Source organism: Aquimarina discodermiae (genome assembly GCF_040786235.1).
Taxonomy (GTDB): domain Bacteria; phylum Bacteroidota; class Bacteroidia; order Flavobacteriales; family Flavobacteriaceae; genus Aquimarina.
This window is the reverse complement of record NZ_JBFMKP010000012.1, coordinates 102,002-122,352: the sequence shown is the minus strand read 5'-3', so window position 1 is coordinate 122,352 and position 20,351 is coordinate 102,002. Positions and strand designations below refer to the sequence as shown.

The window sequence follows — 20,351 nt, the reverse complement described above, 5'->3', positions numbered from 1 at the left end:
TCTCATTTATTTCTTTCCAAAATTTCTAAGTTCTTTAATATGTTTTCTTCTGGTTTTTCCTTTAATGCTATACCATTGCGCATTTAATTTTTCATATGTTGGTTTACCATCAACACCTTTTATGTTAGCAATATAGGGAAGTGATATTTGTCGGTAATGGGTTACTGTTCTTAAAACATCTGATTCAGGAAGAGTTCCAGGGGCATAATGGAATTGTGCTTCGTATGCCGTTCGTTCATGAACAATTTGTGGAGCTCCTTTTGTAGTTAAGTTCTTTTTTGGAGTAAAATTATGATCTCCATTATTTAACCTAAGAGATAAGGCTGCATGAGTAAGTTCATGAATATGTTCGGCATTATTACTGCCTTCAATATTGATTATACCATTTGAACCAAGAGAAACAGAATGTTGTCCATCAGAAGCATCTCCTTCTGTTAAATCATACATGTTTTTGGTATCAGCTCCTAAATCGATAATATCTTGCGCACTTTGTTCCAACTTAGAAATTGCTCTATCAATGTCTTTTATTCCATTGTTGATTTCCGCTTTTTCTTCCTCATTTAACTCATCATTATCAAGCTGATAAGATAATTCGGCTCTTTTCGAGAGTCTGTTACCAATTCTAACAACAACGGTGTTTAGAAGATCTCTAGCTTTTTGAGGATCTCTCCAAATCATTCCATCAGGATCATTATATTGAATCGGACTGTTTTTAACATAATGGTATGGAGAAAATTGAAATTGATTATTTTCTGCTAATAGATCAATGTTCATCCATCTACCCAATGCAGGATCGTAATTTCTTGCTGTAATATCAATCCAACCAAGACCTAACTCGTTTTGCTCTTCTTTTTCACCAAAACCTCTTAGTTGCGCAGTAGAATTTCCTAAAGAAGATACGTTACCATTATACCCTTTATGCGTCAATCCAAAAGGATAATAATTTTTCTCCTCAATAATTTCGGATTGCTCTACAGTCCCGTTGTTATCGGCATCTGTATAGGAGAGTCTAACGTTCCCTAAGTGGTCTTTAAATTGGTATACATATTTAAAAGAGTTGTCTTCTGTTGTCACATATCCTTCGGGAATACTAAAATATTCCAAATTTCCATTCTTATAAACATGATTAGGAGCATAATCTGTAAACGTCCTTCCACCAGATTCTGTTACAATCTTTTTCTGTTTTATACCGTTTGCATCATATACATAGCTTATATTTTCTGTACCACCATTAAAATTTACTCTTGTTGGTAAATTAAGATGATTGTAAACAATTCCTGATATATTTTTATTACGGTCTACTAATAGGTTACCATTGGCATCATAGCTGTAATCATCACCTGTTTTGTTACCGTCTTTAAAACCAAAAGTATTAGTGGTATTATCTGTTACTTTTAAGAGTTTATTACTAATCTCATTATGACTGTAGTTATAGACCAACTTATCCATATCCCCAAAAGCATTAGCAGCGTCGTTAAGGTATCCTTTTCTATCTAGCGATAAAATATTACCAACCTTATCATAGGTAACATTACTTAGGTTATAATTACCATCGTTACTGATTGCTCCTGTAATTCGATTTAGGGCATCATAACTATAAGTATAATGTCTATTTACATGATCATTTGCAGTTTGCCATTGGGTTTCACTAATATTACCATTAAACAGTGCCATAGCCCCTTTTTCTGGTGAATTATAACTGATTTTGAAACCAAAAAGGTCTCCGTTATCTGTTTTTCCTTCATTAATAGCTGTTAACCACCCTCTAACATTGTAATCATAATCTACTTTTTGTAAGCCCCCTCCGCCTACGGCACCTCCCCCAGAAGTGGAGGAACTACCTCCAACTTTTTTACTTTCTAATTGCCCTAATGCATCATAGGTATTAGATACAATCAATTCTTCATGGTTTCCGATCTTTTGGATTTGGGTCTGCAACCTACCCATATGATCATAGGTAAATTTATCGATGGTTACTATCGCTGCATGACTATCTTTGGTATGTGTGGTTGTGGTTTCTTGCACTTTCCCTGTAAAATCTAGTTTACTTTCTACACTATCAGTAGTGCTAAGATAGTCATTTTTGGTAGCTGTATAGACAGGTCTTCCTTTTTGATCGTAATAGGTAACGGTAGTAATCCAATCATTAGTACCCAATACTTTTACCTTACTTCCTGTACTCAAGGTTTTAGCGGTATTGGATACCGCTGCTCGGTATAAAGTATTTGGATTTAGGAATACTCTATCAGGTGTATTTCCTAAAAAGGTATAGTAATCATAATAATTGATGGTCAATACTTCTGCAGTAGTTACCTTGGGATAACCCCCATCTGTATAATACATCGATACTCCTCCAATATTGGTGGCTTCACTTCTGGTCACCCATAGTTCTTCCGCAAAGTCATTGGCTTCTTGTTGCAGTTGCAAACGGCTCTTGTTTGGGATCGTCATTTTTCCAGTATAAGCCACTCTACCAAAAGCATCATATTTGTTAAACAACCATTGGTCATTTGCTTTTAATAGCACATCTTGAATTAATATAGGTTGGTCTAATTTATTATAGACAATATATTCCCATCCTTTGCCTGGGATTTTTTTCTCGATCAATCGGTTTCTGTTGTCATATTTATATTGATAGCATAATTCATTAAGCTCAATATCAGAGATACCGTCTGTAGTGTCTACCTTGGGTGGGATTACAAAAGTTAAATTTCCAAACCTATCGTAGATATAATACGTATCATGGGCACCCCCTACGCCTTCGGCATCTCCCCCTGAAGAGGTGGAGGAACTGTTGTATGTGCGTTTTAAAATAATCTGTCCTTGGGTGTTTTTAAACTCTTCGGTACTATGATCTTTACCACTCGTATGATTCTCGTCATAGGTACTAGTTTTATGTAATTTTCCAGCGCCATAGTAATCTGTTCCTTCTATTAAGATAGGGTTTTCTGTGTCACCATCTGTAAAGCTTACCTCGAATTGTCGCACTTCGTTTGCAACATTACTCGTATAGTCAAACTCAATTTCATGACCACCGTTCATTCTCCAGTCATTACCGGGAGCAGCTTGTTTTAGCACTCTACTAAGTGGTGAGGATTCAAATTCTTTTTCAGAAAATGGATTGGTTGTATTTTCATATTTGCTGGTATTATAAAAAGTTCGTGTAGATTGCTCTGCGTTATCCCTAAAACTACCAACAGATTCAGATGCCTGATACGGTAAATACCCTTTTTTAAGTCTTCCTAATTGATCATACTCTATATGATTAACAATATCCTCTCTATAGGGAGAAGTTTTGATTCCTGTTTGTTGTATGGGCCTTCCTAGCCCATCAAAATAGGTAATGCTTTCTAGCACATCTTCGTTATACTTGACTTGTCGATAGGAATTCATCCCTTCTTGATAAACTCGGGTATAGATATAGTTTTTATGAGCAGACAAATTCAATTCATATGAACTTTTAGCACATCCTATGTATGGATCGTATTCATTGGGGCATTGATCGGTGTTATCGGTCACATATCCTGTGGGTTGTTCACACGATTTTTTGGTTTCATTAGGGTCTCCAAAACCATCTTTATCGGCATCCATATACCAGGTAGTTATATGAATAGTATAGGGAACCTCTCTGGCAGGGCTCCAGCATCCTGTGGTATTGTGTTTGGCTCTTAGATAAACCATACTACCACTGGTTTTGGTCACGGTTGCAGCAGCATTCGCTGTTGAAGTATTAATACCAGAAGCTTCATTCTGCCAATATAAGGTAACATTACTGCCAGTAAGAGGGGCATTTCGGGTAATTACAGTTTCTCCGCATTGGTTAGTTATTGTAGGTGTATCAGGTTTTTCGGGAAGCCCCAATGGCTTATAGCGAACCTCCCTTGCATTACTCCAACATCCTGTACGGTTTTCTCTGGCCCTTAGGTAGACTGTACCTTCACCTATTCTGGTAATCGTTGCGGCCGCATTTGCTGGTGAGGTATAAGTTGTCATAGGTACGTCTTGCCAGTACCAGGTTACATTACCAAACATAGGAGGGGGCGTACCCTTGGTAAGCACAGTTTTGTCACAAGTGATAACAATACTTGTTGGGGCAAGTGGTATCATAGGCTGACTATTGAACGAAACATTTACAGAAGTTGATCTGCCCCATCTTCCTTGACTATCCCTGCCCCTAAGATAGTATCTACCAGAACCTTCTCTTGCAGTATAAGTACTCCCACTACCTTTGGTGGTACTGGTACCATCACTGTCTTTTCCTTGCCAATACCATTTCGTCCCACTTGGTGGCGTACCCGTATAAGAAAGCCTAGCCCAACCGCAACCTGTTTGACTAATTTTTGGGGTAGGAGTAGCACTAGACCCTAGAGGATGTATGGTAACAGCAAGTTTTGTGTTACCTCCTCCATTCGGGCCATAAACGGAAACTTCCACGCGTCCACTACCCAATGCAGTCCACTTAATTTTTGCAGAGGTAGAAGTATGGTTAGTGGGGTGTGTGATAGTACCTCCAACAACCCTCCAAGAAATATAATCGGTGCTAACATCAATATTACCACTTACACTATAGGTATAAGTACTATATTGATCTACATTTTGAGAACCATAGATTCTAATGCCCTGTGCCGTTGTGCTTTCTGTTATCAAAATGATAAACCCCATTATAACATATTGTAGGAGGCTGTGTATCTCAAGTTTATTCACTATTGTAGTTCTCATACAAGGTTTGTTTTTTGTTTTGTTATGCTTTATGCTATTTTTTCTCTTTTTCATTACTATTCCCATTCCCATTCCCATTGAAAAGCGTTATTCATTTCTTGTGGTTGGTAATGATATCGATAATCAGAGATTAACTCGCTATTTTGATCCCTGACCTCTTTGAGACGATTAAAATCACCATATCGGTAATAGGTGGTATACCCTCTGGGATCGGTCATACTGGTCACCCCAATTAAAGGGTCATAGGTATATGTAGTTACCATCGCATTAGGTAATGACGACCTTAATGCTTGTAACGCGCTTCTAAGGATTTGTTCTTTACAATACGTAGTATTGCAATTATCTGTATCTTCATTGGATTTGGTTTGCAGTTTACTTATACTAGCCACAGTAGCAACCTCATTATAGCTAGCATTTTCGATCTTTGCAATAGGGTATTGTTCATTATATCCCCATATATAAACTATTTTAGTACCGTTTGCCCTAGATACCTCCAAAGGTTTTCCGTTACGGTTATACCTATGATATACTATTTGATCTTCTAATAGGTTGAGTGGTGTAGTTTCGCCTTTTCCTGCCTGAACCTTTTTTACCAAATAATTATTAAAAAAGCCCTCGTATTTGTTCTCTTTTGTGCCTAGTTTAATTCCATTTTCATAGGTCTCTGTCTTAACAGGTTCTGCAATCCTATGATGGTTTTTTAGTGCTGTATTATTAACATCATCTGCATAGCTTATTTTTGTTTTTAAGGTTTTTCCTTCACTATTGGTTACTTCTACACGGGTTTGCTGTGCATGTGTTGGATTATCATAAAAATAGCGGGTAGTGGTTGTGATAGGGTTTAATCCATTAACATCATATAAGGTATCTGTTTTTTTACTTAAATAATCCCATGTTGAAACTATCCTGAACGGTGCTGTCGAATAAAAGCGACTTAATCCTCCATTCACCAATGCGCTACATTCTTCTAACTTAGGGATAATGGCATACGTATGAAAGTCCATATTTTCTATAGAGTTTCCATTCACCGAAGGGGTATTATTGAAATAATCATCATTATCGGTATATTCATTGACCTCTACACTGACCTTTGTACGATTCTTATTATAAGTTGTTTTTTTAAGCAATCGCCCTCGTCTGGAATCAAAAGCAGTTTTCTTTCTATTAGGGGTGCCTGTTACGTGGTCTGCATGGGTCGAAAACTCATAAATCGTATAGGAGTTATCGTTACGGGATTCCAAAACGTTGGTATAGTACAAAAAAGCACCTGGACTTAAAGATAGGGATGAAGTTGAATTAATTTGGGCAAAGCCACCAAATGCCCCGCAGTTTAAAAAGTTACCAATTCTAGGAGGCTTATATTCTTTATGAAATTGATATTTAAAAGGTGTTGTCCCGTTTACCATAATCATCGATGATTTGTCCGGATCACCGATTTGGTTATATGAAAATTTTTTTCTCTCATACGCCTCATGTCCATCTGCATAATAGTTATAAATTGATTGTATTCGTAAGCCCCCAACCATCCTATTTACGATGGCAGATTCATATTTAATATAGTCATAATCGATAGTAGCAAAGTAATTACAATCCGATTCTGGAAACCCATCAATTTTAGCTACAAATTTATAATCGGCATGAGGCGAAGGGGGTAAAGTCCCACTAAAAGTGTAATTTCCTTTTTTGGTTTTAGCATATTCTTTCAACTTCCCCCCCCCTTTATAGATTTCTACTACAGCAGATGCATCTGGATTAAAGGATTCACAACCAATTTTTAATCGCACCTCGAATTTTACATATCCATCATGTTGATCCTTTCTTAAGATTGTAGTCATTTCCCTTTTACTATTTGCTGGGTATATAGGTCCAAAACGGGCAATGGATTTACCATCATATTCTTTCCCTATATCATCCTTTATTTTAGTCATATTTGGCTCAAAATTAAAAACGGTTTTTCCTTTGGTAGGATAGGTAATGCTTCTTAAGATCCCATATTTATGTACTTTTGCTTCCTGAGAAGGGTTTCTATCTGCTCCTTCTGGGAATTTAGCCGATTTAGGGACTAATGTTGTATTTGGTTTTGCATTATAAAACCCTCTGTGGTCTTGGGATTTAGAGCATCGAGATGGTAATTTCTGTGGCTCGTAGTAGTCAAACTTATAATGCTGCTCTGTTTTATTTGCTGCAATACGATTAATTTTTTCTAAGTACAGTCTTTTTTTAAGGGCATCATGATAGCTTGATGATAACGTGGTAGAACATCCACTAAGAGAAGCAGTCGTATAGAAATAGTTAAAGTCATAATGTTCTACAGGAGTGTTTAGGTCGAAAGTAGCGTATACTTTTACTGCATCTAGTTTTTTACCTCCATAAATCATATCTTGTTTAGAAGAGTATGAAAAGTTAACACGGGCATTACTTGCTTTTATAGTGGTTAACAATTGTGTTTGTGATCCTATCAGGTTAGGGCAAGATATTTTGGCAGGTAAAGGAATTTCGTTATCTGAAGCAGAAATAATATTTCTAGTTTCACGGGTTCCCGCATAAAAATCTTGCTGGTTAGCTTCATATTCAAAACTGATACGATCTTTTTGATAAGAAGTCATCGAAGTCAGCATCCAACCCGTGGTAAAAGAACTAGAAGGAGGGGCTGAATCACAAGAAGGTTCTGAATAATTGATTTCTTTTTTGTCGTTTTCACCAAAAGCATATCGGGTTCCATCCTCTGTTATAATTTGCCAATAATCGGGGTTTCCTGCTTTAAAATCTCTGGGAGGGATTATTTTTATATTTCGATAAGGTACGGGTATTGCCTGTCCTTCTTTATTGATATAAAACTTGCCCGATTGACCATTAAAATTGTAAAAGAACAAATCTGATTCGGTATCAATCTCTCTTTTAAAAAGCTGCACATAATCTGCATTGGTAAACTCTTCAAAGGGTTTTACATGTAGGATACCTTTTTTATCAGGTTGGTTATATTCATCGGCAATACCGTTAATCTGCCGGGTAATTACTCCTCCAGCGTTAAGCGACCAATTCATCCCTACATTAGAAGAAATCTCTTCTACTTTAACACCTTCTGATCTATAAGACAAAGAAATAGTAAGTGATAATGCCCCTTCGGTTAGCTGATAGATAGGAACGCTTATGTTTGGGGTTCCATATTGGTATCCTATAGGAATCTCACCATACTTACCCAATGATGCTACATCGGGTGATGGGGGAACAATACTAGGAAGCTCACCTTCTGATTGATTGGGTTGCCCAACTGTAATGGCACACACCATCAACAACATATAAAAAATGTGATTTTTCATAAATAATTAATTACTGAATTTTGATTTTTAAATTTTCCCGACCGCAAATGTAAGTCGCATTTACCTGTAAAATGTACTGACACTATTGCAAAAATAGTTTTTGATCAATGACATTAAACCACCGATAAACAACTCAAAATGTGACACTTTTAATGATATTTTTGTTTTCCTGAGACAAGAGTACAAAAAGACAGTATCAGATTCTGACACTCAGTTATTTTTTTCGAAAAAAATAACTCTGTATATCTTTCTAAACTTGTCTTTTGTATGATTAGCTACTTTGTGAATCCCCTTCTAAACCTTATCAACAAACACATAACGGGTACGTATTCCCAAAACAAGAGGACAATCATTCTGGATCGATCTGATCAAATAGTTCTAAAAGCAGTAATCGTTTTGTCTTTGGGTTTCTTTTTTTGGCAGTATGATGGTTCAAAAAATTACAAACAATAATTTTTATATGCGTGGTATCAAATGCTTTTCGTACTTCTTTATCGGTATAAGGGATCAATCTGTATTGCTCTCTGGTGGTAAAAAACAATCCCGAACCACCTAAGAACGTAGGGAATACAGATTTGATCCGATATACGCTTATAAAATGACAATGGTCTTCTAAATAACAATACCCACCTTTATTAATCGCTACAATGTTATTTTTGGTTTGAGTTATTTCTAATTTTTTTTTGATCGAATTATAGGCTATGGGAGAACCTAGATCTGCCAATACAATTTCTATCTTATGCAAGATATCATAGGCATCAATCTTGTGCATCCCATCAAAACGTTTAAGTACATCTAGTATTATTTTATCTTCGTAGGTGATCATTAGTGTTACTTTTGTTCTTATATACCTCTTATTCTTATATATCAGTTAGTGTTTGTTTCTTGTTTTCTTAGGAAATCGAATCTTTATATTTACTAGCAATTATTATTCTTCATCCCTTAATTTTTAGGTTTTTATACCGCTCTAGATTTGCTTTTCTGATCTGCTCTTTGATACGATCCAACGTTCCTCTACCTATGATAATCCTCTTTTTGTTTTTTTCTATTTCGAGTATCGGGTCGATTTTTTCTAATACAGTAACCACTATTTCGAGATGATCACCCATACTTGTATATTCCCCTATTTTTTGCAACACTCTATGTTTATCTTCTATCGTAAACGTACTGTATCTAGAATCAGGATGTAACATAAAATAAAAGAGTTGTTTTTTATCTTAGAAAAAATGTCGAACTGTTATCGAGTTTATTTTGGGTATCAAAACCAAAATTAAACCGCACATTGCTCTTGGTATATACAAAGCTTTGCAATGCAATATCGTATACAACAGGAGCTTCTAATTTTTTCATTAGTCGTATCATACGGTATAGTTTGGGTTTCGAAATGCCTAATCGACGTGCAAAATCCTCGGGGGCTCCTGTGGCTTGTAATTTGATAAGCCGATCCATACGCTCTATCATCGCTATTTGTTTAAAAATAATTTCCATCATTTGTTTTTTTTGGATTACTATGCAATTATGACACGACCAGGGGTTTATTAGAAATTAGGAGTACTGGTCCAGTGATAAAAGCCCTACAATTGGCCTATCTTACATTGCAACGGGTCATTTTTACCTTCTTATCGGGTGGGGATACACAATTTTTGGCAATCTTTTCTCAATTTTTGAAGTATCGGGTTAAAATTCTTGTTGGTTTTCCTAAAATTTTAACCCGAGACGCCAAAAATTATGTGTCATCGATTCAAAACTTTGCCTCTATGACCAAATGATACGTCTTTGTGATCGATAAGAAGGTATTTGGGTGTTATTCCTGGGGTTCTTCTGTTTTGGGCTCTCTTTTGGTACGTGCAAAAAATTGTTTTAACTCGGCTACTTTTTCTGTATACCCTGGTTTTCCTGCTCCTTTGCTATATTGAGAATAGGCATAATCATTTAACGAATCCTGGTAATTATCATAATCATGCATGATTTTGGTGCTTTCTAAGCGATAGGCAAGACTGGTGATACGTCCCAAAAGGTTTTCTGCAAATACCCGTGCTTTATAATCGTTTTCGAACTCTTGCCAGTCTACATCTGGAGAACTAAGATGGCTGCTATGCCTGCGATAATCCCACACCTTATTTACAAACAGTTTGTTTTTTTCGTTAATTGCCTTATAGTCCTGGCGTTGTTTTTCTGTTAGGGCAGATAGCTTGTCTATAAATATGGTTTCTAATTGGCTAATCAGGTTTTCTGCTTTTGTTTTTTCTTCTTGGGTCAATTGATCTTCTATGATATTTCTCATAAGTATATATATATATTGATTATTATTTTGGGAGTAGCCCTATTTAGAGTAATTGCAAAAAGCGTTAGGGCTAAACAATAGTATATTACGCGCCTTGTAGATAAGCTGTATGGCATCCTCGCTGGTCGTACCTTTTTTATAAAGTTTATTGATCCAGAGAAACAGCATCATTTCGTAGCGACTATGTTGTGCCAATTGCACTACAAAAGTATCTGTGGTAAGATGTAATGCCTGTAGCACTTCTGCTATGAATTTGCTTTTATCGGGATTTGGGCAAGACGTCATAATTTACATTTTTACTGATGCCAAATGTACCGTATACTATGCCTGGTATACAAGCATTATAAGTCGTGATTTATAAAAACAAGGGTGGTAATTTATATATAAAGACTAACAAAAAATCTTCTGAAAGGCTTGATATGATTGGTGTTTGTGATATCAGTAGTGTTATAGCCTATTTTTTTAAGAAAGTGCAAAGTATGGTCGGAAGACCGAGGTCAGAGGACGGAAGTTTTTTTTGTCCACGTGTTAAACATCTCCCTAAATCCCCCCTTCGACAGAGCCTGTCTTGAGCTTGCCGAAAGGCTCCGCATGACATTTGTCTCTACAGTGTCTGTCCTGAGTTTATCGAAGGGTTCGGTAAGACAACGTTTTGTTTTGTCATATAGTATTTTACTGTCACCCTGAGATGTCACACTGAGCCTGTCGAAGTGCGATCGAAGGGTAGGATTATTAGCAAATATACTATCAACCATAACTAATTAGTGTCGGAAGACCGAAGTCTGAGGACAGAGGTTGGAAGTACGATGTATGAAGTCCGAAGTTGGATGTTGCTTTTTGTTTCTATTTTGTATTTATAATTTCTAAGATATGCTTCGACAGGCTCAGCATGACATTTGCTTCGACAGTGCCCGTCTTGAGCTTGTGCGATCGAAGGGTGAGATTACTAGCAAATATACTATCAACCAAAACCTATTGACCATTCTTAACACCTAACTTCTAATCGTTCTCGATACAATCTGCTATCGCAGATCACTCGAACCGACGGGTAGAATTTATACTCGTGGTGTTCCCCTTTGAGGGGTTGTTTTTGAAAGTACAAAGTATTATACCTTATGTAAAAAGTTATTTTTCTATCAACTAACAACCATCAACCATTAACTAATTAGTGTCGGAAGACCGAAGCCTGAGGTCAGGGATTCTCTTGAAAGTATTAAATATTAAACCCGATATTATTTTTCTATCAACCAAAAAACATCAACCATTAACTAATTAGGGTCGGAAGACGGAAGTCTGAGGTCGGGGATTCTCTTGAAAGTATTAAATATTAAACCCGATATTATTTTTCTATCAACCAAAAACCATCAACCATTAACTAATTAGTGTCGGAAGACCGAAGTCTGAGGTCGGGGATTCTCTTGAAAGTATTAAATATTAAACCCGATATTATTTTTCTATCAACCAAAAAACATCAACCATTAACTAATTAGTGTCGGAAGACGGAGGTCTGAGGTCGGGGATTCTCTTGAAAGTATTAAATATTAAACCCGATATTATTTTTCTATCAACCAAAAACCATCAACCATTAACTAATTAGGGTCGGAAGACCGAAGTCTGAGGTCGGGGATTCTCTTGAAAGTATTAAATATTAAACCCGATATTATTTTTCTATCAACCAAAAACCATCAACCATTAACTAATTAGGGTCGGAAGACGGAAGTCTGAGGTCGGGGATTCTCTTGAAAGTATTAAATATTAAACCCGATATTATTCTTCTATCAACCAAAAAACATCAACCATTAACTAATTAGGGTCGGAAGACGGAAGTCTGAGGTCGGGGATTCTCTTGAAAGTATTAAATATTAAACCCGATATTATTTTTCTATCAACTAACAACCATCAACCATTAACTAATTAGGGTCGGAAGACCGAAGCCTAAGGTCGGAAGTGTTTTGTTAAGTACAAAATACGCTGTCAGATGTTTTACCATCAACCAACAACTATCGACCATTAACTACACATCTGCCTCTAGCTTTTTGATAAAATACGACGGATAGATTCCTGTTTTTTTATAGAATTTTTTAGAGAAACTCTCTGCCGATTTAAATCCTGCTTCTTTAGAGATCGCTTTGACCGTATATTTTCTAAAGGTAGGATCTGATTGTAATTTCTCTATAGCGTATGCAATACGTAGGTCATTAATATATTGGCTTATGCTTTTTTGTTTATAGGTATTTACCACCATCGATAAGTAACTGGTATTCGAACCAAAGCTTTTGGCCAGGTCTTTGGCATTGGTAGCAGGGTCGAGAAACCCCAGTTGCTGCTCAAAATTTTCTAATTGCACTAATAACTGATCTGCAATATCTTTATTGATGGTGATGGTTTTTTCTTTGGCAGCTGGTATGGGTACAGGTTTATGGTCTAACAATTGTAAAAAACGTTTTTTATATAACTGCTGGCGGTAATAATAGTATCCTATCCCTAGCAGGCTTAGTACTAACAATAGTGCAATTGCCCGAATCCATTGTATCCCTTTATCTTTTTCTTTTTGTAATACTTTATTTTTATAAGTAAGCTGCTCGTTTTCATACCGGCTGGTGGCATAAATATCTCTATTACGTTGGTTAATACTATCTAATTTTAGATGTGATTCTTTATATTCTCTAGCTTCTTTGTGAATATTCTCTTTTAAATCGATTATAAGTCCAAGTGATTGAAGAATTAAAGTTAAACTTCTATATTTTTTAGAATACGTATATGCTTCATTTGCATGAATTAATGCTAATTTCTTATTTTTAGTAAAATAATACCTAGTTAAGTATATATTATTATGTATTATTCCTTTGATATCATTCACTTCTTTTTGTATTGTTAGTGAATTATATATAAAAGTTATAGATTCCTCATTTTTTTTATTTTCAAGCCATTTTACATACCCTAAATTTCCTAATACTCTTGCATATTCTCTTTGATCCTGTTTTAACTTGGCATTACCTAATAATTCTTTTAATATAGCAATTGCTTTTTTATATTTTTTTTGATTGGCATAGATAAGCGCCTGGGTATTTTTAAATATGAAAATGTTTTTAACGCTTATTTTTTGTTTAGATATACTGTCTTTACCCAAACTTAATGCTTTTGAATTGTATTTTAAAGCTTCTGAATAATTTTCCTGATGTCGATTCACTACTGATATAATATGATACAAACCCGAAAGTATTCTTAAGTCATTTGTTTTTTCTATACTTCGTACTCCATCAATCGCTGTGATTTTACTTCCTGAATAATCTCCTAAAGAAGTTTGAATATTTGCCATTTGCAACAAATTCTTACCTATCCCTAAAGTGTCTTTATTAAATCTCGCCCATTTAAGAGCTTTTACAAAAAAAAGAAAGGCTTTTGAATTTTGATCATTCCATTTATTATACAGGGCAAACTTTCTATAAGCTTTTTGTATATATAGAGTATCCCTATTCTTTTTTGCCAAATCGTATAATTGATGCGTATAGGCAATGGCGCTATCATATTGTTTTATTTGACCTAATAATCGGGTTTTTCTCATCAAACCAATAAAAACCATAGAATCTTGTTTATAGTAAGATGCTTCTTTTAAAAACAATGTAACATTATATAAGCGCTCTTGTACCGTTAATGAATCTGTTTTGCTTAACCTATAATATTGTAAAACCCTAGTTTTCCTTTCTTTTGACCAAACTTGATCTTGTTTTTCCTGCGCAAAACCACTGCTATGGGTATACAAAAGAAATATCCCGAATATGAGTATCAATAGATTATAGGTGGTGTAGTGCTTCATCGGGTTGGTATTTGTTTCTTTTTCTTTTTACTAAACTACTAAAATATGATGAGTCTTGTGTGGTATGTGAGTGTGAAGTAAGTACAAAGTATGAAGTATTAAGTATGGAGTACAAAGTATGAAGTACAAAGTATGAAGTACAAAGTATGAAGTACAAAGTATGAAGTACAAAGTATGAAGTACAAAGTATGAAGTACAAAGTATGGAGTACAAAGTATGGAGTACAAAGTATGGAGTACAAAGTATGAAGTACAAAGTATGAAGTACAAAGTATGAAGTACAAAGTATGAAGTACAAAGTATGAAGTACAAAGTATGAAGTACAAAGTATGAAGTACAAAGTATGAAGTACAAAGTATAAAGTACAAAGTATGAAGTACAAAGTATGAAGTACAAAGTATGAAGTACAAAGTATGAAGTACAAAGTATGAAGTACAAAGTATGAAGTACAAAGTATGAAGTACAAAGTATGAAGTACAAAGTATGGAGTACAAAGTATGGAGTACAATGTCTAAAGTACTACGTCTAGAGTCGTTTTTCTGTTAACTTATTTGAGTCGGAAGACGGAGGTCAGAGGACAGAGGTTGGAAGTACGATGTATGAAGTCCGAAGTTGAATGTTAGCTTTTTGTTTCTATTTTGTATTTATAATTTCTAAGATATGCTTCGACAGGCTCAGCATGACATTTGCTTCGACAGTGCCCGTCTTGAGCTTGTGCGATCGAAGGGTGAGATTACTAGCAAATATACTATCAACCAAAACCTATTGACCATTCTTAACACCTAACTTCTAATCGTTCTCGATACAATCTGCTATCGCAGATCACGAACCGACGGGTAGAATTTATACTCGTGGTGCTCCCCTTTGAGGGGGTTGTTTTTGAAAGTACAAAGTATTATACCTTGTGTACAAAGCTATTTTTCTATCAACTAACAACCATCAACTATTTTTATCAAATCCGGGCTATAGACAAACTCATTTTATAAGGTAAAACTTATGCTATTTCATCCATTTTTACCCTATGTTTATCCCTTATTTTTATAAAGGTATTCGGATACTATATACTTTTAAAGTTTTATTACTACAGCTAGATAGAGCACTTTGTAAGTTTGACCTTACAATCTGGTTTTTAAGTACTTATAAATCAACAAAATACCCATTTACATAAAATTAACGTTAAAAAAGACACTCTTAAAAAAATCAAAAAAAAAGAAAAATAACTTACGGAAAACCGTAACTAATTAAAAGCTTCTTACTATATTGTGCCTGTAGGAATACATAACACCCTCTTAAGATTGATACCAAAAAGACATCATTCACAAATGTAATATTTATGAATGATGTTTCTTAACATACATAATGGTTGGTTAATAATCAATCGTTATTCAGACCCTGCTTTTGTTGGCTCGCCAAAGTTTTACAATTGTGGGGTTGTTTTTTAATAACCTCCATCTTATGTATGTATGACTTTATGGTTAGCCAAGATGCTTTGCATAAAATAATGCCTAAAATTACAAACACTTTCAATTATTTACTTACGGGTTTCCATAAGAAAAAGACTTCATTTTTATTTTTGGATTTATAACTTTCTAAATGAAGAAGTTAAAAAAATATTTGGTTCGTTAAAAAAGTGTCAAAGTTGTTTTTGTGGTGGTGTGAGGTATAGATTCTGGATCAAGTCCAGAATGACATAGGTTTTTTTATCATTCCTGCCCTTTGGTAAAGTGTCATTCCAGTGTAGACTGGAATCTATTATAATTACGGAATGAAAAGATTCTGGATCAAGTCCAGAATGACATGCGTTTCAATTTGTCATTCCAGTGTAGACTGGAATCTATTATAATTACGGAATGAAAAGATTCTGGATCAAGTCCAGAATGACAGTTTTTATAAAAATTGTAATTTTATCGAGTTAGTATCTTTAACAAAACAATATGCTCAAACCCGAACATCAATATGCAGTATACATTCTTACGAATAAAAAGAATGGAACACTATACATTGGGATGACTAATAATCTGGAAAGAAGGATATTTGAACATAAAAATAAATTAGTAGATGGTTTTACTAAAAAATACAACCTGAACAAATTAGTATATTTTGAAGTATATCAATTTGTAGAAGATGCTATTCGTAGAGAGAAAAGACTGAAATCATGGAAAAGACAATGGAAAATTAATCTTATCGAAGAAAATAACCATGACTGGAAAGATTTGGCTTACGATTGGTACAACCAAAATGGATTCCGGCCTACGCCGGAATGACACTCATTTTTAGGTTTTTGTCATTGAAACAGAACTTAGATTCTGGATCAAGTCCAGAATGACATAGGTTTCAATTTGTCATTCCAACCCTTTGGTAAAGTGTCATTCCTGCGTAGGCAGGAATCTATTATAATTACGGAATGAAAAGATTCCGGATCAAGTCCAGAATGACATAGGTTTCAATTTGTCATTCCTGCGTAGGCAGGAATCTATTATAATTACGGAACGAAAAGATTCTGGATCAAGTCCAGAATGACATACGTTTCTTTGTCATTCCTGCGTAGGCAGGAATCCATAACAATTAGAACAGAACTTAGATTCTGGATCAAGTCCGGAATGACATGTATTTTTTGTTTTGTCATTCCAGTGTAGACTGGAATCTATTATAATTGCAGAATGAAAAGATTCTGGATCAAGTCCAGAATGACATGTGTTTCTAAAGTATGCTATAAAAAAAATCAGAAGGAATAATAATAAGGACAGGCTTGTCGAAAAGTCGATACATCTTTTCTTGGTTTCGATAAGAAACATCATTTGATATAGCAGATTTTATGATAAAAAGCCCGTATCAAACTTGCGTTAATATATACAAGCCTATCCTATTTTCACTATGCTAAATCAGTTTATAATGTCATCCCAAACTAGATTTGGGATCTCATACTTCTTGGCTATTTGCACATTAAGTAAGATGCCGAATCAAGTTCTGCATGACAAACAATATAGATTTAGCTCTATTTCGAGGAAACACTTTACAAAAGTCCGAGGTCTTTGGTCATGGCAACCAAATGGATTGCATTTTTGGCTTTGAAGTTGAATTTGAGTTTATTCAGCCTTTTTTCGATAGAACTGGTACTGTTAGGAGAGATCTGATGTTGCTTAAAATAGACTCCTATTTGTTCTTGGGTAAGACCATTTGACAAGTGTTTTAGCAAAAGGATATCATAATCCTTAAGCTCGAAAATATTATTTTTATTCATTGCGCTTTCTAGTTGGGGTGACACATAGGTTTTGTTATTCGATACTTCATTAACAGATTGCACCAATTCATTAAGGCCATGTCTTCCTTTGCATACGTATCCATCGATACCTTGCTCTGCAAAAAAGGTCTTAATCTTACCGGGGCGATCCTCCATAGAGTATACAATCACTTTGATACGGGGATCTATCATTTTGATTGCGTCTATTAATTGTGTACCAGAAACTAATTTTCTTTCGCGATGACTCTCTTTGAACGAAAGGTCTGTAATCAAGAGATCATAAGGCATTTCATCTCGATGCGCTCTTCTAAATTTTAAGTATGCATCGTCACAATATTGTGCCTGTTGTATCTCATGAATACCCGTTCTTTCATGAAGAATCTGTGCGATACCATGGTTAATACTACCAAGATCTTCTGTTACTAAAACTTTACTAAACATAATCGCTTTCTTATTATTAACTAGGAAAATGCATTTTAGCTTTAAATCCTTTTCCTTTATCTGTGTCAAAGATAAATGATCCCCCAATTGTTTTTATACGGTTTTCCGTATTCTTAAGTCCGTTACAATAAATTATATCGTCTTCTGACACCCCTATACCATTATCGGCATAGGTAATTAGTACTTTTTTGGCTTCCTTTTTAAAAGTGATGGCCACCAAGCCTGCTTCACTGTGTTTTTTCATATTTACCATCAACTCTTGCAGGGCGCGATGTACGATAATTTTTTTCTCTGGGGTAATAGCCTGCCAATTGATCTCATCGATATCTTTGATAATAATCTGGGTATCCCAGCTACCAAAACTACTTAGCATCGCACTAAGCTCTTGTGCAAAATTAGGGCCAATATCAAAACTGTTGTTCTCTCTGGATATATCACGAGTTCTGTTATAAATATGTTCTAATTTATCTAGTACCTCCTGGCTATTTTGGTGGTTTTGCACCTGGTTCATGACATGATATACATCATTGGCCAACTCGTCGTGTAATCGTTTAGAAATACGGGCCTCTGCATTATAGACCTCACGTATTTTTTCTCGTTTATGACGTTGTCTTAGCAAATAAAACACCACCCCAGTACCCAATATAACAAACAACGAGGTAAAAAGATAGATAATCTGTTGGCGTTCTTTTTTGGCTTTTTCTGCTTTTAAGACCAGATTTTCTGTAGAGAGCTTATCATTTTCGTATTTTGTTGCCGCATAGATTTCTCTATTACTCTGGTTTACTTCTTGCAGTTTATTATATATCTTCTTAAACTCTTTGGCTTCAATATTTGTGTTCTCTTTTAATTCAATTATAAAACCAAGAGATTCCATCATAGTTTTAAGCCCATTATACTTTTTTGCGTTTTTATATGCACCTTTTGCATGTGTTAAAGCTTTTTGTTTATCAATTCTAAAATAATACTCGGCCAAATGAATATTACTTGCTGACAAACCTTCAACATCTTTTATTTCTTCTCGAACTTTTAAAGCCCTAAGTAACATGGATTCAGAAATAGCGTTTTGCTCGTTTTCTAACCATAATATATATCCTAAATTATTTAATACCCTTGCATATTCACTTGCGTCCTGTTTTACAACAGGGTTAACAGATAACTTCTTTAATATTGGCAACGCTTTTGTGTAATCCGTTTTATCAGCCAATATGTTTGCTTCAGTACACTTAAAAATTAGAATATTTTTCAATCCAATTTTTTTCATTGATATACTATCGTTTCCCAAAGACTGAGCTTTCTTATTAAACAATAAAGCTTCTTTATAGTTTTTCTGATATCGGTTAGCCAATGAAATAATATGATAAAGTCCAGAAAGACTTCTTAAATCAGAGGTTCCCTCGAAATATTTAATCCCATTTACTGCTGTAATCTTACTCCCAGAATAGTCTCCTAAAGAAGCCTGAATATTAGCCATTTGCAACAAACTCTTCCCTGCTCTTAAACTATCCATAGACTTCCTCGCAACTTTAAAGGATTCATTATAATAATGAAATGCCTCTGCAAACTGATCGTTTCTAGCATAATAGATTCCTAGTTTAACCAAAGCACTTTTAATATAAGGCGTATCTTTATTCTTTTTTGCTAGAAGATATAATTTATTGGAAAATGATATAGCACTATTAAAATTTTTAGACTTACCCAACAACCATGTTTTTCTAACCAACCCTATATAGATCAAAGAATCATTTTTAGACCTTGAAGCGGTCTTCATAAAGGAATCAATATAATTTAATCTTGTTTCTAAAGTAAGAGAATCAGCCATGCTCAATTCATAATATTGAAAAGCATCGTCCAGCTCTTTTTGAGGCAACTTAGTTTTAAGTTTTATTTGCCCAAAAGCAGGAATTACTACCCATAAAAATAATCCCCCTATTACAATTAAAAAGGGGAAATTGACACGCCAAAGTTTCATGCCCCTAAAATACTAAATTAAATTCGGTGTAAAGAATAGAAAAAAGCCTACTCTTTACACCGAATTTAAAATAATTATATAGTAAAATTATTTTGGATATTATCCTGCCGTATCTTCTTCTTCGACTTTTCCATCATCTCCAGGTGTACCAGCTTCTTCTTCAAAAGTAGGTTCATTCTCTGCGATACTATCGGAGGTACAAGCGGTAAAACTAACAGTCATAAATAGGGCGATTAATATATAGTATATAGTTCTCATAATTTAAAAATTTTAATATTAAACAATAGGGATGCTTCTCGGCGCTTTGCCGAAGTTTTTGGTCAATTTTAAACCATTTTGTAAGGGAGTACTCCTACTCGTAACTTTTATTGGAAAGTAAAATCCGACATAATGATGTTTAGCCACTCTCCTGTTGAGCTTTAACCATTACGCTTTACGGATTTCCGTAAGAACTGGATCGATACATTTAGTATGTTAGCACTATGAAACCATACCCAGTTTTTTAATTCAGTATAAATTTATAATAAACCTATGCCTATGCTAATAAACAATTCCACG

General features: G+C 34.9%; 12 protein-coding genes. 1 reads left to right on the top strand and 11 read right to left on the bottom strand.

The annotated features are described in order from the left end of the window. Nucleotides 1-6 precede the first annotated feature (6 nt). The 8 genes from ABW636_RS09550 to ABW636_RS09515 all read right to left on the bottom strand — a co-directional run bounded on the left by ABW636_RS09550 (nt 7) and on the right by ABW636_RS09515 (nt 14,140). Nucleotides 7-4,719, bottom strand: a complete 4,713-nt coding sequence (locus ABW636_RS09550; RefSeq protein WP_367589747.1) for a DUF6443 domain-containing protein — start codon at nt 4,717-4,719, stop codon at nt 7-9. Between the two features lie 56 nt (nt 4,720-4,775). Continuing rightward, nucleotides 4,776-8,039, bottom strand: a complete 3,264-nt coding sequence (locus ABW636_RS09545) for an RHS repeat domain-containing protein (RefSeq protein WP_367589746.1) — start codon at nt 8,037-8,039, stop codon at nt 4,776-4,778. A 349-nt stretch (nt 8,040-8,388) separates the two neighbouring features. After that, a complete protein-coding gene (locus tag ABW636_RS09540; protein WP_367589745.1) occupies nt 8,389-8,865 on the bottom strand; it encodes a hypothetical protein in 477 nt (158 codons plus the stop codon). A gap of 109 nt (nt 8,866-8,974) precedes the next feature. Then, entirely contained in the window at nt 8,975-9,232 is a 258-nt protein-coding gene (locus tag ABW636_RS09535; protein ID WP_367589744.1) for a hypothetical protein, read from the bottom strand. A gap of 19 nt (nt 9,233-9,251) precedes the next feature. Next, on the bottom strand, nt 9,252-9,530 hold the full coding sequence (locus ABW636_RS09530; protein WP_367589743.1) for a hypothetical protein: 279 nt from the start codon (nt 9,528-9,530) through the stop codon (nt 9,252-9,254). A 313-nt stretch (nt 9,531-9,843) separates the two neighbouring features. Beyond that, nucleotides 9,844-10,323, bottom strand: a complete 480-nt coding sequence (locus tag ABW636_RS09525) for a hypothetical protein (protein WP_367589742.1) — start codon at nt 10,321-10,323, stop codon at nt 9,844-9,846. A 39-nt stretch (nt 10,324-10,362) separates the two neighbouring features. Further along, on the bottom strand, nt 10,363-10,608 hold the full coding sequence (locus tag ABW636_RS09520; protein ID WP_367589741.1) for a hypothetical protein: 246 nt from the start codon (nt 10,606-10,608) through the stop codon (nt 10,363-10,365). A 1,729-nt stretch (nt 10,609-12,337) separates the two neighbouring features. Next, complete coding sequence (locus ABW636_RS09515) at nt 12,338-14,140, bottom strand: helix-turn-helix domain-containing protein (RefSeq protein WP_367589740.1); 1,803 nt, start codon at nt 14,138-14,140, stop codon at nt 12,338-12,340. 1,933 nt (nt 14,141-16,073) lie between these two features. Here ABW636_RS09515 and ABW636_RS09510 point away from each other — a divergent pair. Further along, complete coding sequence (locus ABW636_RS09510) at nt 16,074-16,403, top strand: GIY-YIG nuclease family protein (protein ID WP_367589739.1); 330 nt, start codon at nt 16,074-16,076, stop codon at nt 16,401-16,403. A 749-nt stretch (nt 16,404-17,152) separates the two neighbouring features. Here the strand turns inward: ABW636_RS09510 and ABW636_RS09505 are convergent. From ABW636_RS09505 to ABW636_RS09495, 3 genes are all read right to left on the bottom strand, one after another. Then, a complete protein-coding gene (locus tag ABW636_RS09505; RefSeq protein WP_367589738.1) occupies nt 17,153-17,821 on the bottom strand; it encodes a response regulator transcription factor in 669 nt (222 codons plus the stop codon). 16 nt (nt 17,822-17,837) lie between these two features. Then, entirely contained in the window at nt 17,838-19,793 is a 1,956-nt protein-coding gene (locus ABW636_RS09500) for an ATP-binding protein (RefSeq protein ID WP_367589737.1), read from the bottom strand. Between the two features lie 99 nt (nt 19,794-19,892). Next, nucleotides 19,893-20,051: a hypothetical protein gene (locus ABW636_RS09495; RefSeq protein WP_367589736.1), complete on the bottom strand. Its 159-nt coding sequence runs from the start codon at nt 20,049-20,051 to the stop codon at nt 19,893-19,895. Nucleotides 20,052-20,351 lie beyond the last annotated feature (300 nt).

Excerpts from the sequence above, each read along its gene's own strand:
- ABW636_RS09550 (WP_367589747.1), bottom strand. The coding sequence starts at position 4,719 with ATGAGAACTACAATAGTGAATAAACTTGAGATACACAGCCTCCTACAA.
- ABW636_RS09545 (WP_367589746.1), bottom strand. The coding sequence starts at position 8,039 with ATGAAAAATCACATTTTTTATATGTTGTTGATGGTGTGTGCCATTACA.
- ABW636_RS09540 (WP_367589745.1), bottom strand. The coding sequence starts at position 8,865 with ATGATCACCTACGAAGATAAAATAATACTAGATGTACTTAAACGTTTT.
- ABW636_RS09535 (WP_367589744.1), bottom strand. The coding sequence starts at position 9,232 with ATGTTACATCCTGATTCTAGATACAGTACGTTTACGATAGAAGATAAA.
- ABW636_RS09530 (WP_367589743.1), bottom strand. The coding sequence starts at position 9,530 with ATGATGGAAATTATTTTTAAACAAATAGCGATGATAGAGCGTATGGAT.
- ABW636_RS09525 (WP_367589742.1), bottom strand. The coding sequence starts at position 10,323 with ATGAGAAATATCATAGAAGATCAATTGACCCAAGAAGAAAAAACAAAA.
- ABW636_RS09520 (WP_367589741.1), bottom strand. The coding sequence starts at position 10,608 with ATGACGTCTTGCCCAAATCCCGATAAAAGCAAATTCATAGCAGAAGTG.
- ABW636_RS09515 (WP_367589740.1), bottom strand. The coding sequence starts at position 14,140 with ATGAAGCACTACACCACCTATAATCTATTGATACTCATATTCGGGATA.
- ABW636_RS09510 (WP_367589739.1), top strand. The coding sequence starts at position 16,074 with ATGCTCAAACCCGAACATCAATATGCAGTATACATTCTTACGAATAAA.
- ABW636_RS09505 (WP_367589738.1), bottom strand. The coding sequence starts at position 17,821 with ATGTTTAGTAAAGTTTTAGTAACAGAAGATCTTGGTAGTATTAACCAT.
- ABW636_RS09500 (WP_367589737.1), bottom strand. The coding sequence starts at position 19,793 with ATGAAACTTTGGCGTGTCAATTTCCCCTTTTTAATTGTAATAGGGGGA.
- ABW636_RS09495 (WP_367589736.1), bottom strand. The coding sequence starts at position 20,051 with ATGAGAACTATATACTATATATTAATCGCCCTATTTATGACTGTTAGT.